We start from the raw sequence: 14658 nt of genomic DNA, 5'->3' as shown, positions 1-14658 counted from the left end.
TGATGATTGTTTGTATTTACTGGATTGATCTGGCTGCCGGCTTGGCAGCAATTTTTTGATTCGATTTTTGCTTAGTATCCTGCAGCGCCGGCTTGCTGCCGGCGGCCGACGGCTGTGTGTTGCGGTAGCTGTCGATCAGGCGGTCAAAGCCTTTTTGCGCGCGCTCCACGCTGCCGGCCTTCTTGAGGAAGCGGGCGTCGTGGTGCAAGCCCAGGATCAGGCCGTACATTTCATACACCAGCTGGTCGGCATCGGTATCGGCCCGCAGGTGGCCGGCATCGACCGCTTGCAAGGCGCAACGGTGCAAGGCCAGTTGCCAGGTGCGCACCATGGTCACCAGCTGTTCGCGGATTTCACCGGGCCGGTCGTCATACTCGACCGCACCGCTGATATAGATGCAGCCGGAGGCGATTTCAATCGTCACCTGCCGGATCCAGCGCGCAAACATGCATTCCAGGCGCGGCAGGCCGCGTGCCTCCTTGATGCTGGGATAGAACACTTCTTGTTCGAACTGGCGGTGGTACAGCTTCACCACTTCGATCTGCAGGTCTTCACGCGAGCCGAAATGGGCGAACACGCCGGATTTGCTCATGTTCATTTTTTCCGCCAGCAAACCGATGGTCAGGCCTTCGAGGCCGTCGCGGCTGGCCAGCGTGATGGCGACATCCAGGATCGCTGCGCGTGTCAGTTCGCCTTTGCGCATGAATTTTGGCGGCGTGTCAGTGTGTGCCACGATATTCCTGTCTCTGCCTGGTTGGCTCTGGTTAGCTTGGTGTCGAGCGGTGCTTGCCGGTGCGGGTTTTACCCCTGCCTGCAAGAATGCGAACGCTCGTACTATTATGCACCAGAATCGAAATGTCAAACAGCGACTTAGAGGGGCAATTCTACCGAGAGCTCCTTCGAATTTGCTCGGGAGTTTATTTGCGCTGCCTGAGTCCGCGGGCTGGCCCATGCCACGGCGGCGCCAGCCGGGGGAATCGCTCCGGGCGCTTCCACGCTACCGGGAAAGCCGGGCCAAAGCGATGTCAGATCGTCATTGACGCGCCCGTCTCGGCGATCTCGGTTACGCACTCTGATCTAGGCCCCGACTACCCGTCCGGGTCTAGGCGACCCCAACTACGCGTCCCGGTCATTCCCGCGAACGCGGGAATCCAAGCTGCTGAATATGGCTGTGAAAATGGATTCCCGCGTTCGCGGGAATGACGCAATAGGAAGGACATTCCGTCTTGGCTGAACGGCATTTGCCTCAGGATTGTGCTTTATCCAACAAACGGCGGTCGCGCTTGGTGGGCCGGCCCTTGATCGCCATGGTCGGTTCCTTGAAGAATTTCCGGTCCTCGGCCACGATGCTGCGCTTGGCGATGCTTTGCGCGGTTTCCCGGTACAGCGTTTGCGCGATCGCAGCCGAGCCGCGGACGTCGGCCAGCAGCAAGACTTCGACTTCCCAGACGCTGGCGCCGTTGTCGATGGCCAATATCTCGCCGATCTTGAGGTTGCGCGCCGGCTTGACGCGCTCATCGCCCAGCTTCACCTTGCCGTTATCGACCGCATCGCTGGCCAGGGTGCGGGTCTTGAAAAAGCGCGCCGCCCATAGCCATTTGTCGATCCTGACGATGTCTACTGTTTTGCTCATGCCTTGATGCCTAGCCTATGCCGTGGTCGCGCTCAAACCGGGTTGTCGATATCGATGAACTGGTGCTGCAGGCCGAAACGCTCCGCCAGGTGCTGTCCCAGCGCCTGCACGCCGTAGCGTTCGGTGGCGTGATGGCCGGCCGCCAGGTAGGCGACGCCGCTTTCGCGCGCCAGGTGCACAGTCGGCTCGGATATCTCGCCGCTGATATACACGCTGGCGCCGGCGGCGATGGCGTCGCCCAGCATGCCTTGGGCGCCGCCGGTGCACCAGGCGACGCGTGCCAGCGGCTGCGCCGGATCGCCGATCAGCAGCGGCACCCGGTTCAGACGGCGCTCGATGAGGGCGGCAAGGTCGCCCACGGTTCTTACCTCGGGAGCGGCGGCATGGCCCAGCCAGCCCAGCTGGTCGTCGCCGAAGCGGCCGTCCGGCGCCAGGTCGAGCTGCTGCGCCAGCTGCACGTTATTGCCGAATTGCGGATGGGAATCGAGCGGCAAGTGATAGGCGAACAGGTTGATATCATGTGTTAACAACAATTTCAGCCGTTTATGCTTGCTGCCGATGACGCGCGCATCCTCGCCGCGCCAGAAATAGCCATGGTGCACCAGGATCGCATCGGCGCCTGCCTCCAGCGCCGCTTCCAGCAAAGCCTGGCTGGCGGTGACGCCGCTCACCAGCCGCTGAATCTGCGGCCGCCCCTCGACCTGCAAGCCATTGGGACAATAGTCGCGGAACTGTATAATGTTTAATGCTTCGGCAAGATACTTTGCCATGTCGATGCGGCTGACTGAATGCTGACTCACGATTTTTGACCCTCTGATTTTTGACCCTCAACCTAGACACCAAACTATGCGACGTTTCTGGCTGTTATTTGCACAAACCGTGACCGTCGGTTTAGCGATCCTGTTCATTGTAACGACCTTGAAGCCAGATTGGCTAACCGGTTCGCTGACCAGCTCGCGCCTGCATATCGCCGCCTCCAAGGTGCCGCTGCAGGAAGCCGCGCCCGGAACCCTTGCGCCCAACTCCTACCGTCAGGCTTCGCAGCGCGCCATGCCGTCAGTGGTGAATATCTTCACCAGCAAGGAAGCCAAGCCGGCCAGCCCGGAAGTGCTGGAAGATCCGCTGCTGCGCAAATTCTTCGGCGACCGCGGCGACGACTCGGACGACAAGCAATCCAGCCTGGGTTCCGGCGTCATCGTCAGCTCGCAAGGCTATATCCTGACCAATAACCACGTGGTCGAATCGGCCGATGAAATCGAGGTGGCGCTGGCCGATGGCCGCACCACCACCGCCAAGGTTGTCGGCACCGATCCGGAAACGGACCTGGCCGTGATCAAGATCGAGCTGCCCAACCTGCCGGCGATCACCCTCGGCCGCGCGGATGAAGCCAGCGTCGGCGATGTCGTGCTGGCGATCGGCAATCCGTTCGGCGTCGGCCAGACCGTCACCATGGGGATCATTTCCGCGCTGGGCCGCAGCCATCTCGGCATCAACCAGTTTGAAAATTTCATCCAGACCGATGCCGCCATCAATCCCGGCAATTCGGGCGGCGCCCTGATCGACACCAACGGCAACCTGCTGGGCATCAACACGGCAATCTATTCGCGCACCGGCGGCTCGCTCGGGATCGGCTTTGCCGTGCCGATGACCACCGCCAAGACCGTGATGGAATCGATCATCAACACCGGCCACATGGTGCGCGGCTATATCGGCGTCGAACCGCAGGACATCACGCCGGAACTGGCGGAAAGCTTCGGCCTGACACGCAAGACCGGCGCCATCATTGCCGGCGTCATCAAGAGCGGCCCGGCCGACAAGGCTGGCCTGAAGCCGGGCGACATCCTGGTGGCGATCGAAGGCAAGCCGATCACCGACAGCACCGACATGACCAACCTGATCGCCCAGTTGAAACCAGGCAGCAAGGCCAAGCTGACGGTGCTACGCAAGACCCAGGAAAGCACGGTGGAAGCCATCATCGGCAAGCGGCCGCCGATGAAGCGCGAAGCCGAGTAATCACAGAAGCAGCACACAAGCGCCGCTTGGGCCACGCGCCCAAGCCCGCGCTTGTTCCCTCTCTCACTCCGTGGTTTCCAGTTCCTCCTGGGCGACACTCTGCGCCGCCGGCTGCGGCGCAGCCCGCAGCAATACAGCAGCCAGCACCGCCGCCACGCCGGCAAATATCGCCCCGCCCAGAAACGCCATCTGATAGCCGCCATTGAGCGCAGCCTGGGCCGTTACGCCAGCCTGCAGCAAGCTGTCGCTACGCGCTTCGGCAAGGCTGGCCAGCAAGGCCAGCCCGAGCGCACCGCCCATCATGAAGGAAGTATTGACGACACCGGAAGCCAGTCCGGATTCGCTAGGCGCCACTTCGCTCATCGCCGCCAGCAGCATCGGATTAAACGCAATCCCCGCCCCCAGGCCCAGCAGAAGCATGCCTGGCAATACATCCAGCAGGAAGCTGCCATCCACCGGCGCCCGCGCAAACAATGCCAGGCCGACGGCCGCCACCAGCAGGCCGGCAGCCAGCGGCAGGCGGATGCCGAAATGCATGACCAGTTTGGCTGACAGGCCCAGCGAAAAAACCGCCATGATCAGGTTGGCCGGCAAGAACGCCAGGCCAACCTGCAGCGGCCGGTAGCCGAGCACCCGCTGCAGGTACAGCGCGGAGATGAAGAACCAGGCAAACATCGCGGCCGCCCACATCACGCCGACGATATTGGCGACCACCACGCTGCGCAGACGGAACAGCGCCAGCGGCACCAGCGGCGCCTTGACGCGTGCTTCGATCACCAGAAACAGGGCCAACAGCGCGACCGCCGCCAGCAGCATGAGGATAGTCTGGATCGACTGCCAGCCGGCCTGGTTGCCGTTGACGATCGCGTATACGGCCAGCATCAGCGCCAGCGTGATGCTGGCGGCGCCGGCCACGTCCAGCTTGTGATGGCCCGCGCCGCTGGCGCGCGGCAGCAGGCCGGCGCACAGCGCATAGACGGCGATCCCGATCGGCAGGTTGACCAGGAAGATCCAGTGCCAGCTCAGCGCGCTGGTCAGCAGTCCGCCGAGCAGCACGCCGATGCTGCCGCCGCCGGCGCAGACGAAGCCATACACGCCCATGGCCTTGGCACGCTCGCCCGGCTCGGTGAACAGGTTCATGATGAGCGACAGCGAGACTGCCGAGACCACGGCGCCGCCCAAGCCCTGCACCGCCCGCGCGCACACCAGCAGCACTTGCGAATTGGCCAGTCCGCAGGCCAGCGAAGCCAGCGTGAACAAGGTGATCCCCAGCAGGAACATGCGCCGGTGACCGTACAGGTCGCCCAGCCGTCCGCCCAGCAGCAGGAAGCCGCCGAAGGTCAGCATGTAGGCGTTCACCACCCACACCAGCGAAGTTTCGGAAAATTTGAGGTCGGCGGCGATTGAAGGCAAGGCGACGTTGACGATCGTGGTGTCGAGCACGATCATCAGCACGCCAAGACACAGCACTATCAGGGCCGACCAGCGCTTGCGGTCGTCGATACCATGCGTCATAACAGCGTCTCCTATGAAGCGCACCTTATGCGCGCGTGATTTTTGAAAATACTAGCACGGCAATGCAATCGCGGATCTGGTGCGATAATTACCGGCTAGCCACGTCCGTACCCGCGACCACGCGATCCAATAGGCTTTCATAAAAACAATCGCATAAAGGAAAACTGCAATGCATGTCCGCGACCTGACCCAATACCTTGCCGAACTCTCTGAAAACAACAACCGGGCCTGGTTCGTCATGAACAAGCCGCGCTACGATATCCTGCGCGCGGAATTCCTGGAACTGGTGACGCGCCTGATCGCCGAGGTCAGCAAGTTCGATCCGGCGATCGCCGGCTGCAATCCAAAGAAGGCCTTATTCCGCATTAACCGCGACATGCGTTTTTCACATGACAAGAGTCCGTACAAGACCTACTTCTCGGCGTCCATCATTGCCAGCGGCTTGAAGAAACCGAGCCAGGGCGGCGGTCCGTCCTACTATTTTCACATAGATGCCAGCGGCACGCTGCTGGTGGCCGGCGGCGAGTACATGCCGCCCGCCGACCGCCTGCGGGCGATCCGCAACCAGGTGGTGGCGGACGCCGGCGGTTTTGGCAAGCTGCTGAAGAACAAGAAGCTGGTGGCGACTTACGGCACCCTGCAATCTGAAGGCAAACTGATACGCCCACCCAAGGGATTCGACGCCGATGCGCCGCACATTGAATATATCAAGCTGAAGAATTTCATCGTCTGGAAGGAAACACCGATCAAGAAGATGCTGTCGGATGCGCTGGAGAAGGAATTGCTGAACGGCTTCAAGGATGCCTATCCGCTGGTCAGCTGGCTGCGGCAGATCAAGACGCCGGTTGCCGCTGAATGATACTTTCTTAAATCATGGCAAATATTGTTGAGCCAATGCTCTCGTAGGGTGGGCACCTGTGCCCACCCTACCGGCTTAGATCGTTTCTTCGGCGTCGACCGGCGCCTGGGTCGCCTTGACGAACAGCGGCGCCACCAGCAAACCGATCTCGTACAGCAGGCACAGCGGCACTGCCAGCAGCATCTGGCTCATGATGTCCGGTGGCGTGACGATCGCAGCCACCACGAAAGCGCCGACAATCACGTAGGGACGGATCGATTTCAGTTTTTCCAGCGACACCAGGCCCATGCGCACCAGCACGATCACCACGATCGGCACTTCAAAGGTCATGCCGAAGGCGATGAACATGGTCATCACGAAATCGAAGTAGTTGTCGATGTCCGGCGTCACCGAAATCGAGGTCGGTGCTACCTTGTTGATGAAGTGGAAAATCACGCCGAACACCAGGTAGTAACAGAAGGCCACGCCGGTGATGAACAGCACCGAGGAAGACACCACCAGCGGCGCGATCAGTTTCTTTTCATGGGCGTACAAACCCGGCGCGATAAAGGCCCACAGCTGGTAGAGCACCCAAGGCAGGGCGATGACGAAGGCGACCAGCAAGGTCACTTTGACCGGAATCAGGAATGGCGTGATGACGCCGGTGGCGATCATCTTGCTGCCGTGCGGCAGCGCGTTCAGCATAGGCGCGGCCAGGAAGTCGTAGATATTCGCCGACCACGGCATCAGGCACAGGAAGATCACGATGATCGCGATCGAAGCCTTCATGATGCGATTGCGCAATTCCACCAGGTGCGAAATGAACGTCTCTTCGACGCCGCTGGATTTTTGTTCTTCAGTCATGGGGGCGGATAATGTGCGAACAAGCTATTGTGCGGATATCAGGCGTCGACCGTAAGTACATTGGGCAGACGCATGAGATCATGAAAAAAACGAAGCGGAAGACTTGCCCTGGCTGGCCGGGCGGTATTTCGCCACGCGGGCGGCGCCGGACAGCACGCGCGACTTCTGCCCGCTTTGCTGCTTGTACCAGGCCGGCACGGCACTGCTGCGCGCCAGCTTTTTCTTGCGAAAACTCTTGGCCTTGATCGCCAGCTGTTCCACCTTGTAGGTTTCCGGCGTGCTGCTGGCGCCATCATCCCAGGCGGCATGGACATACTTGTCGGCGTCGGACATGCCGCGCGCAATGCTTTGCTCGATATCGCCGGCCGCTTCCCGCACGTCCTGCTGCATCTTGCGCAGCTCGTCCAGCTCAATTTCGCGGCTGACTTCCGCTTTCACTTCATTGATGTAACGCTGCGCGCGGCCGAACAGCGAGCCGGCCATGCGGGCTACCGTCGGCAGCTTTTCAGGGCCGACCACAACCAGAGCGACAACGCCGATCAGTGCAAGTTTAGTAAGACCAATATCGATCATGGGGAGGAGCGGCAAGCATCAGGCCCGGCCGGCAGCATAGCTATGCGCCGGCAGGCATGGCTCAATTGCCGGACTTGTCCTTTTCTTTGGCTGCCACATCAATCGTTTGCTTGTCAGCGGCGGCTTTTTCTTCCTCGCCCTTGACGCCATCCTTGAAGCCCTTGACGGCCTTGCCGAGGTCGGAGCCCATGCTGCCGATTTTTTTGGTGCCAAATACCAACATCACGATAACCAGCACGATCAACCAGTGCCAAATACTGAACGAACCCATTTTTTTCTCCTTGCCGGACATCTTGTGTCCGGACCTGCTAAGTCAAATAAACCGTTGATTCCTTACCATCCCGACAGCATTTTCCGCCGGCACCAGGCCGCTTCAGCGCTGCCCGCGCCACGGCTTTGGTCCGCCGATGACGTGCATATGCAAATGGTACACCTCTTGGCCGCCATCCGGTCCGGTGTTGAACAGGGTCTTGAAACCACCGCTGGCATGGCCTTGCTCGTCGAGCTGGAAACCACAACCTTGCTCTTGTGCAAGACGCGGCGCCAGGAGCATCATTTTACCCAGCAAAGCAGCGTGCTGCTCGCCGCAATCGGCAAGAGTTGCGATATGTTGTTTCGGCACAATCAGAAAATGGATGGGTGCCGCCGGATTGATGTCGTGGAAGGCGATCAGGTCGTCGTCTTCATAGATCGGCGTGGATGGGATCTGCTTGGCCGCGATTTTGCAAAAAATACAATTTTCCAAATTATCTCCAGATATCAACAGCCGAATGGAAACAGGATGCTATAACAAAGTGGCCATCAGCGGGCCTCAATTCTTGTGGGAATCGCTTTTCGCCTGCTCGCCTTCGCCCAGCTTGCGGCTGGCCTTCTCTGCGATCCCGGACAAACCCTCGCGCCGCGCCAGTTCCTGCAGCACGTCTTGCGGCGTCAGGTTGAATTGCGCCAGCAGGATCATGGAATGGAACCACAGGTCGGCGCATTCGTACAGGACATGCGAGACGTCGCCGTCGACCCGCGCATCCTTGGCCGCCATCACGGTTTCGGTGGCTTCTTCGCCGATTTTCTTGAGGATTGCGTCGTCGCCCTTGGCGAATAGGCGCGCCACATAGGAAGTGGCCGGATCGCCGCCGTTGGCCGGCTTGCGCGACTCGATCACGGCCGCCAGGCGCTGTAAGGTATCGTTCATGATTGCTTCGAATCCGTTCTATCGACGATAAATACACCGTCATTCCCGCGCACGCGGGAATCCAGCTTGATGACCGTAACATGGGTCCCCGCGTTCGCGGGGACGACGCTAGCTATGGCCAGCTTGAATGCTTGCACGGGATCCGCCATTATTTATAGATCTCGTCCGGCTCTTTCAACACCGGCTCGACCGCTTCCCAGCTCTTGCTGTCGCTTTCATATTTCTGGAAGAAGCAGGAATGGCGGCCTGTGTGGCAAGCGATGTCGCCGGCCTGGGTCACTTTCAGCAAGACCACGTCTTCGTCGCAGTCGAGGCGGATTTCATGGACTTTCTGCACGTGGCCGGATTCTTCGCCCTTGTGCCAGAGTTTCTTGCGCGAACGGCTCCAATAGACGGCCTCGCCCAGCGCCACCGTCTTCGCCAGGGCGTCGCGGTTCATCCAGGCGAACATCAGGACATCGTTCGAACCCAGTTCCTGGGCAATCACCGGCACCAGGCCGTGCTCATCCCATCTGACCTTGTTTAACCAACTCACGCTGCTCATGCTAGCCTCATCGGGATCTGCTGTGCCACCATGAACTGCTTGGCTTCCTGCACAGTGTGTTGACCATAGTGGAAAATGCTGGCTGCCAGCACCGCATCGGCGCGGCCGATCTTGATGCCGTCAGCCAGGTCCTGCAAGCCGCCGACGCCGCCGGAGGCAATCACCGGTATCGTTACGGCATTGGAGACGCTGCTGGTCAAGGCCAGGTCGAAACCAACCTTGGTGCCGTCGCGGTCCATACTGGTCAGCAGGATTTCTCCCGCGCCCAGCTGCTCCATCTTTTGCGCCCATTCAATCGCATCGAGGCCAGTGGCCTTGCGGCCACCGTGGGTGAATACTTCCCACTTGCCGGGTGCAACCTGCTTGGCGTCGATCGCTACCACGATGCATTGCGAGCCGTACTTGGCGGCGGCGTCCGCCACCAGCTGCGGATTGGTCACCGCGGAGGTGTTGATGCCGACCTTGTCGGCGCCGGCGTTCAGCAGGCGGCGCACATCTTCCACCACGCGCACGCCGCCGCCTACCGTCAGCGGAATGAATACTTGCGAGGCCACCGCTTCGATGATCGGCAGGATCAGGTCGCGGTTATCCGACGACGCCGTGATGTCGAGGAAGGTCAGTTCATCCGCACCTTGCTCGTCATAGCGGCGGGCGATCTCGACCGGATCGCCGGCATCGCGCAGCTCCAGGAAATTGACGCCCTTGACGACGCGGCCATTGGTCACGTCCAGGCAAGGGATGATGCGTTTGGCGAGGGTCATGGCTTGTCAGCGGCGGGCTGCTCCGATAGATCTTGGCCATCGACATAGTCCGCCACGCCGTTGCCCAATTCGTCGCTCAGTTCGTCGGCGCGCTCCTGCGCCGAACGCAGGTCGAGCGTGCCTTCGTAGATCGAACGGCCGCAGATCACGGCCTCGATGCCTTCGTCCTGTACGGCACACAAGGCTTCCACGTCGTGCACATTGTGAACGCCGCCGGAAGCGATCACCGGGATCGTCATGCTTTGCGCCAGCTTGACGGTAGCCTCGATGTTGACGCCGCCCATCATGCCGTCGCGGCCGATGTCGGTGTAGACAATGGAAGAGCAGCCGTAGTCTTCGAATTTCTTGGCGAGGTCGATCACTTCGTGGCCGGACAGCTTGCTCCAGCCGTCGGTGGCGACCTTGCCGTCCTTGGCGTCGAGGCCGACGATGATCTGGCCCGGGAATGCGCTGCAGGCATCCTGCAGGAAGCCAGGGTTCTTGACCGCGGCAGTACCGATGATGATGTAGCTGAGGCCGTCGTCCAGGTAGCGTTCGATGGTGTCGAGGTCACGGATGCCGCCGCCCAGCTGCACCGGAATCTCTTCGACGCCGTTGAGCAGGGCGAATTCGCGTACCGCCTTGATGATGGCCTTGACCGCCGGTTCGTTCTTCGGCTTGCCGGCAAAAGCGCCGTTCAGGTCCACCAGATGCAGGCGGCGGGCGCCCTGCATCAGCCAATGGCGGGCCATCTCGCCCGGATCGTCGGAAAACACAGTGGCTTGGTCCATATCGCCTTGTTTCAGGCGTACGCAGTGACCGTCTTTGAGGTCGATGGCAGGTATCAGCAGCATGGCTACGGTAAGTTGATTAGTTCAGTTAAAAATCTGGTTTGATTCATTGTGAACAGGGTCATGCGCCTTCGGCGACTGCGCCCTGCCCGGCTAGCGTTTAGACACGCCATTCCACAAAATTCTTATACAACTGCAAACCGGCGGAAGCGCTCTTCTCCGGATGGAACTGTGTAGCGAAAATATTATCACGGCCGACGGCGCAGCTGAATGCCGCGCCGTAAACGGTCTCGCCGAAGGTATGCTCGGCCAGCGCCGGGGCGGCGTAGTAACTATGCACGAAATAAAAATAGTCGTCGTCGGCAATGCCATTCCAGAGTGGATGAGACTGCGACTGGCGCACCCGGTTCCAGCCCATCTGCGGCACTTTGAAACGCGAACCGTCGTCCTGCAGCTGGCCGTCGAGCTGGAAGCGCACCACCTTGCCGGGCAACAGGCCGAGGCCGTCGGTAGGACCTTCCTCGCTACTGTCGAACAACATCTGTTCGCCCACGCACACGCCCAGCAGCGGCTTGTTGCGCGACGCTTCCAGCACTGCCTCCTGCACGCCCGATTCACGCAGGCAGCGCATGCAATCAGGCATGGCGCCCTGGCCCGGCAACACCAGCCGGTCGGCAGCCTTGATATCGGCGACGGCGCCGGAGATACGGACATCGGCTTCCGGCGCTACCTGGCGCAGGGCTTGCGCCACCGAGCGCAGGTTGCCCATGCCATAGTCAACCACAACGATTTTGTTCATGATAAAGATTCAAGTCTTGAGAAACACAGCTGGTGCGCAGGCGTTGTGACATCTGCCGGTGTAAGGCCAAAGCCAGGGCCAAAATCAGGGCCAAGGCCGGCACAACGATTTGCACGAACGAGCGCACAGGATGAAAACGGCGCTTTAGTGATTACATTAGTCGTCAAGCAACTACTGACCTGCCCCTTACAGACTACCCTTGGTCGAAGGAATCGTCCCGGCGGAACGCGCATCCAGTTCGGTGGCCATGCGCAGTGCGCGGCCGAACGCCTTGAAGACGGTTTCGCATTGATGGTGGGCGTTCTCGCCGCGCAGGTTGTCGATATGCAAAGACACCAGGGCGTGATTGACGAAGCCCTGGAAAAATTCGTGGGTCAGGTCGACGTCGAAGCCGCCGATCATGGCGCGCTTGAACGGCACGTGGAATTCGAGTCCGGGACGGCCGGAGAAATCGATGACGACGCGCGACAAGGCTTCATCCAGCGGCACGTAGGCATGGCCGTAGCGGCGGATGCCCTTCTTGTCGCCGATCGCCTGGGCGAACGCTTGCCCCAAGGTAATGCCGACGTCCTCCACTGTGTGGTGGGCATCGATATGCAAGTCGCCGTTGGCTTCGATATCCAGGTCGATCAGGCCATGCCGAGCAATCTGGTCCAGCATGTGGTCCAGGAAGGGCACGCCGGTATTCAGTTTTTGCTGGCCGCTGCCATCCAGATTGATGGAGACGCGGATTTGCGTCTCGTTGGTGTTGCGGGTGATCGATGCTGTTCGAGGCGTAGACATGTTGAGCTTGAGACCAATTTACGATGTGGTGACGCACACGGCGCCATGGAGGTAATGCTAAATAGTACAGCTTCTCCGTTATCGAAGCTTGATTGGCGCGCCTTTTGAGTCGCGCCATCATTTTACCGGCTTTTTCCGGCTTTCCTGCTAAGAGACGTCTTGATAATCCTTATCAGCGTTGCTTTTCGCCGAATATCAGGCCAAAGCCCGCTCATCAGGTTTCTTGCCGTCAAGTTGCGCCAGGCGCCGTTCGATCAAAGCACAGTATTCAGGATTCAGCTCGAAACCGACGAACTGACGGCCGCAGCGGCGCGCCGCCACCGCCGTCGTGCCGCTGCCCATGAAGGGATCCAGCACCACGCCGCCCGGCGGGCAGGACGCCTTGATCATCCGTTCGACGATTTCCAGCGGCTTCTGGGTCGGGTGGTCGGCGCGCTCGCGATGTTCGCGGTGCAGGCGCGACACGCTCCAGACATCTTTCGGGTTGTAGCCCAGTTCCAGCCACTTGGCGCCGACAAAAATCGAGCGCGAACGGGCTTTCTTGGTCACGGCGTCGTAAGGAATGCGGATGGCGTCGAGATCGAAATGGTAGTCCTTGGCGCGGGCAAAGAAGCCGATCGTATCGTGCACCGAAGAAAAGCGGCGCGTGCCGCCGCCCATCGAAGGCACCCGCCGGTCCCAGATAATCTCGTTGATCATGGTCATGCGCTGCTTCAGCATGACGAAGATTTCCGGCGAAAAGCGCCAGGTTAGAAAAATGTACAGGCTGCCGTTCGGTTTCAGCTTGGGCAAGGCGGCGTCGATCCATTCTTCAGTCCAGCGCAGGTAGGCGGCAGTGTCGAGCTTGTCGGAGTCGTTGCCGTAATCCTTGCCCAGGCCATACGGCGGATCGGCCAGCAGCAGGTCGACCGAGCCGTCGGGGATGCGTTGCAAGCCTTGCAGCGCATCTTCGCCGAAGATGCGGTTGAGCCAGTCGCCGCCGGCAGTCGTCATGCCTGCCACACCGCAGCTGGGATCATCATTGCTTGCCGTCTTCCAGGCGATACTCGGCCGAGCGTGCATGCGCCTGCAAGCCTTCGCCGTAAGCCAGTTCCGCCGCTACTTTGCCCAGGGTCTGGGCGCCGGCGGCGCTGATGTTGATCATGCTGGAACGCTTCTGAAAATCGTAGACGCCGAGCGGCGACGAGAAGCGCGCGGTGCGCGAAGTCGGCAGCACGTGGTTCGGGCCGGCGCAATAATCGCCCAGCGCTTCCGACGAAAAACGGCCCAGGAACATGGCGCCTGCATGGCGGATGCGGTCGGCCCAATGCTGCGGATTGTCGGTCGAGATTTCCAGATGCTCGGCGGCGATATGGTTGGCGATTTCGCAGGCTTGTTCCAGATCGCGCACCTTGATCAGCGCGCCGCGGTCGGTCAGCGAGGTACGGATCACTTCATGGCGCGGCATCAGCGCCAGCTGGCGGTTGATGCTGGCTTCCACCGCCGCGATATAGTCTGCATCCGGGCATAGCAGAATGGATTGCGCCAGCTCGTCGTGCTCGGCCTGCGAGAACAGGTCCATTGCGATCCAGTCGGGATCGGTCGTGCCGTCGCAGATCACCAGGATTTCCGAGGGGCCGGCAATCATGTCGATGCCGACCGTGCCGAACACGCGCCGCTTGGCCGCCGCCACATAGGCGTTGCCAGGACCGACGATCTTGTCGACTTGCGGAATAGAGTCCGTGCCGTAAGCCAGCGCAGCGACCGCTTGCGCGCCGCCGATGGTGAACACGCGGTCGACGCCGGCGATGGCCGCGGCAGCCAGCACCAGCGGATTCTTGACGCCGTCCGGGGTCGGCACCACCATGATGATTTCCTGCACGCCGGCAACCTTGGCCGGGATGGCATTCATCAGCACCGACGAAGGATAAGCGGCCTTGCCGCCGGGGACGTAGATGCCGACGCGGTCCAGCGGCGTCACTTTTTGTCCGAGCACGGTGCCGTCGGCTTCGGTGTAGCTGAAGCCGTCCGAGCCGCATTCGACTTTTTGCCGCTGATGATAGGCGCGCACGCGGTCGGCGGCGGTCTGCAAGGCGCTGCGGCGCTCCGGCGACAACTGCGCCAGGGCATCCTGCAATTCCTGCTGGCCGATTTCCAGGGCGCCGACGCTGCTGGCGCTGACGCGGTCGAAACGGTTGGTGTATTCCAGCACGGCGGCGTCGCCGCGCGCCTTGACGTCGGCCAGGATGCGTGCGGCAGCCTGATCGATGGCTTCATCTTCGCCGGCCTCGAAGGCCAGCACGGCATTCAGTTGCGCCTGGAAATCCGGCTGCGCCGCATCGAGTTTTCTGATTGCTATGCTCATGTTGCTGCTTCCAGTTTGTCGCTTATGGGCTT

The 14658-nt window shown here is 60.7% G+C and carries 18 protein-coding genes; 2 read left to right on the top strand and 16 right to left on the bottom strand.

Going from position 1 to position 14658, the window contains the following annotated elements:
• Nucleotides 1–16: 16 nt before the first annotated feature.
• From CPter91_RS02860 to CPter91_RS02850, 3 genes are all read right to left on the bottom strand, one after another.
• On the bottom strand, nt 17–703 hold the full coding sequence (locus CPter91_RS02860) for a TetR/AcrR family transcriptional regulator (protein ID WP_061936661.1): 687 nt from the start codon (nt 701–703) through the stop codon (nt 17–19).
• Nucleotides 704–1246: 543 nt separating this feature from the next.
• On the bottom strand, nt 1247–1633 hold the full coding sequence (locus tag CPter91_RS02855; RefSeq protein ID WP_061936657.1) for an RNA-binding S4 domain-containing protein: 387 nt from the start codon (nt 1631–1633) through the stop codon (nt 1247–1249).
• A gap of 32 nt (nt 1634–1665) precedes the next feature.
• Nucleotides 1666–2403, bottom strand: a complete 738-nt coding sequence (locus CPter91_RS02850; RefSeq protein WP_205631691.1) for a Nif3-like dinuclear metal center hexameric protein — start codon at nt 2401–2403, stop codon at nt 1666–1668.
• Nucleotides 2404–2479: 76 nt separating this feature from the next.
• On the opposite strand from CPter91_RS02850, the gene CPter91_RS02845 reads away from it, so the two are divergent.
• Nucleotides 2480–3646, top strand: a complete 1167-nt coding sequence (locus CPter91_RS02845) for a Do family serine endopeptidase (protein ID WP_061936651.1) — start codon at nt 2480–2482, stop codon at nt 3644–3646.
• Nucleotides 3647–3709: 63 nt separating this feature from the next.
• On the opposite strand, the gene CPter91_RS02840 is transcribed toward CPter91_RS02845, so the two are convergent.
• Nucleotides 3710–5161: a DHA2 family efflux MFS transporter permease subunit gene (locus CPter91_RS02840; RefSeq protein WP_061936648.1), complete on the bottom strand. Its 1452-nt coding sequence runs from the start codon at nt 5159–5161 to the stop codon at nt 3710–3712.
• 169 nt (nt 5162–5330) lie between these two features.
• Between CPter91_RS02840 and CPter91_RS02835 the strand changes: the two genes are divergently transcribed.
• The gene (locus tag CPter91_RS02835) at nt 5331–6020 is read left to right on the top strand and encodes a DUF2461 domain-containing protein (protein WP_061936645.1); all 690 of its coding nucleotides are present in this window, start codon (nt 5331–5333) and stop codon (nt 6018–6020) included.
• A 75-nt stretch (nt 6021–6095) separates the two neighbouring features.
• Here CPter91_RS02835 and tatC read toward each other — a convergent pair whose 3' ends face one another.
• The 12 genes from tatC to hisD all read right to left on the bottom strand — a co-directional run bounded on the left by tatC (nt 6096) and on the right by hisD (nt 14626).
• Complete coding sequence (gene tatC / locus CPter91_RS02830) at nt 6096–6863, bottom strand: twin-arginine translocase subunit TatC (RefSeq protein WP_061936641.1); 768 nt, start codon at nt 6861–6863, stop codon at nt 6096–6098.
• Nucleotides 6864–6941: 78 nt separating this feature from the next.
• Nucleotides 6942–7436, bottom strand: coding sequence for a Sec-independent protein translocase protein TatB (tatB, locus tag CPter91_RS02825; RefSeq protein WP_061936637.1), 495 nt, complete (start codon nt 7434–7436; stop codon nt 6942–6944).
• Between the two features lie 61 nt (nt 7437–7497).
• The gene (gene tatA, locus CPter91_RS02820; protein ID WP_061945774.1) at nt 7498–7707 is read right to left on the bottom strand and encodes a Sec-independent protein translocase subunit TatA; all 210 of its coding nucleotides are present in this window, start codon (nt 7705–7707) and stop codon (nt 7498–7500) included.
• A 102-nt stretch (nt 7708–7809) separates the two neighbouring features.
• Entirely contained in the window at nt 7810–8181 is a 372-nt protein-coding gene (locus CPter91_RS02815) for a histidine triad nucleotide-binding protein (protein ID WP_061936634.1), read from the bottom strand.
• Nucleotides 8182–8247: 66 nt separating this feature from the next.
• Nucleotides 8248–8625, bottom strand: coding sequence for a phosphoribosyl-ATP diphosphatase (locus tag CPter91_RS02810; protein WP_061936631.1), 378 nt, complete (start codon nt 8623–8625; stop codon nt 8248–8250).
• Between the two features lie 148 nt (nt 8626–8773).
• Nucleotides 8774–9169, bottom strand: coding sequence for a phosphoribosyl-AMP cyclohydrolase (gene hisI, locus CPter91_RS02805; RefSeq protein ID WP_038485021.1), 396 nt, complete (start codon nt 9167–9169; stop codon nt 8774–8776).
• Nucleotides 9166–9930 carry an imidazole glycerol phosphate synthase subunit HisF gene (gene hisF, locus CPter91_RS02800; protein WP_061936628.1) on the bottom strand — a complete coding sequence of 255 codons (765 nt, stop codon included), beginning with the start codon at nt 9928–9930 and terminating at the stop codon, nt 9166–9168. Before hisF ends, hisI begins: the two co-directional genes overlap by 4 nt.
• Nucleotides 9927–10763 (bottom strand): 1-(5-phosphoribosyl)-5-[(5-phosphoribosylamino)methylideneamino]imidazole-4-carboxamide isomerase, encoded by an 837-nt coding sequence (gene hisA, locus CPter91_RS02795; RefSeq protein ID WP_061936625.1) that lies wholly within the window; start codon nt 10761–10763, stop codon nt 9927–9929. Before hisA ends, hisF begins: the two co-directional genes overlap by 4 nt.
• A gap of 97 nt (nt 10764–10860) precedes the next feature.
• A complete protein-coding gene (gene hisH / locus CPter91_RS02790; RefSeq protein WP_082792564.1) occupies nt 10861–11499 on the bottom strand; it encodes an imidazole glycerol phosphate synthase subunit HisH in 639 nt (212 codons plus the stop codon).
• A 186-nt stretch (nt 11500–11685) separates the two neighbouring features.
• Nucleotides 11686–12282, bottom strand: a complete 597-nt coding sequence (gene hisB / locus CPter91_RS02785) for an imidazoleglycerol-phosphate dehydratase HisB (protein ID WP_061936622.1) — start codon at nt 12280–12282, stop codon at nt 11686–11688.
• A gap of 195 nt (nt 12283–12477) precedes the next feature.
• Entirely contained in the window at nt 12478–13275 is a 798-nt protein-coding gene (locus tag CPter91_RS02780) for a DNA-methyltransferase (RefSeq protein ID WP_061936620.1), read from the bottom strand.
• Nucleotides 13276–13300: 25 nt separating this feature from the next.
• Nucleotides 13301–14626 (bottom strand): histidinol dehydrogenase, encoded by a 1326-nt coding sequence (gene hisD, locus CPter91_RS02775; protein ID WP_061936617.1) that lies wholly within the window; start codon nt 14624–14626, stop codon nt 13301–13303.
• Between the last annotated feature and the right edge of the window lie 32 nt (nt 14627–14658).

Source organism: Collimonas pratensis, assembly GCF_001584185.1.
Lineage (GTDB): Bacteria > Pseudomonadota > Gammaproteobacteria > Burkholderiales > Burkholderiaceae_D > Collimonas > Collimonas pratensis.
Note: the sequence above shows the minus strand (reverse complement) of the source record. Positions and strands in the feature narration are given on the sequence as shown.

Bases quoted from the DNA above. Each gene is read 5' to 3' on its own strand.
- CPter91_RS02860 (WP_061936661.1), bottom strand. From the start codon at position 703: ATGCGCAAAGGCGAACTGACACGCGCAGCGATCCTGGATGTCGCCATC.
- CPter91_RS02855 (WP_061936657.1), bottom strand. From the start codon at position 1,633: ATGAGCAAAACAGTAGACATCGTCAGGATCGACAAATGGCTATGGGCG.
- CPter91_RS02850 (WP_205631691.1), bottom strand. From the start codon at position 2,403: ATGGCAAAGTATCTTGCCGAAGCATTAAACATTATACAGTTCCGCGAC.
- CPter91_RS02845 (WP_061936651.1), top strand. From the start codon at position 2,480: ATGCGACGTTTCTGGCTGTTATTTGCACAAACCGTGACCGTCGGTTTA.
- CPter91_RS02840 (WP_061936648.1), bottom strand. From the start codon at position 5,161: ATGACGCATGGTATCGACGACCGCAAGCGCTGGTCGGCCCTGATAGTG.
- CPter91_RS02835 (WP_061936645.1), top strand. From the start codon at position 5,331: ATGCATGTCCGCGACCTGACCCAATACCTTGCCGAACTCTCTGAAAAC.
- tatC (WP_061936641.1), bottom strand. From the start codon at position 6,863: ATGACTGAAGAACAAAAATCCAGCGGCGTCGAAGAGACGTTCATTTCG.
- tatB (WP_061936637.1), bottom strand. From the start codon at position 7,436: ATGATCGATATTGGTCTTACTAAACTTGCACTGATCGGCGTTGTCGCT.
- tatA (WP_061945774.1), bottom strand. From the start codon at position 7,707: ATGGGTTCGTTCAGTATTTGGCACTGGTTGATCGTGCTGGTTATCGTG.
- CPter91_RS02810 (WP_061936631.1), bottom strand. From the start codon at position 8,625: ATGAACGATACCTTACAGCGCCTGGCGGCCGTGATCGAGTCGCGCAAG.
- hisI (WP_038485021.1), bottom strand. From the start codon at position 9,169: ATGAGCAGCGTGAGTTGGTTAAACAAGGTCAGATGGGATGAGCACGGC.
- hisF (WP_061936628.1), bottom strand. From the start codon at position 9,930: ATGACCCTCGCCAAACGCATCATCCCTTGCCTGGACGTGACCAATGGC.
- hisA (WP_061936625.1), bottom strand. From the start codon at position 10,763: ATGCTGCTGATACCTGCCATCGACCTCAAAGACGGTCACTGCGTACGC.
- hisH (WP_082792564.1), bottom strand. From the start codon at position 11,499: ATGAACAAAATCGTTGTGGTTGACTATGGCATGGGCAACCTGCGCTCG.
- hisB (WP_061936622.1), bottom strand. From the start codon at position 12,282: ATGTCTACGCCTCGAACAGCATCGATCACCCGCAACACCAACGAGACG.
- CPter91_RS02780 (WP_061936620.1), bottom strand. From the start codon at position 13,275: ATGACGACTGCCGGCGGCGACTGGCTCAACCGCATCTTCGGCGAAGAT.
- hisD (WP_061936617.1), bottom strand. From the start codon at position 14,626: ATGAGCATAGCAATCAGAAAACTCGATGCGGCGCAGCCGGATTTCCAG.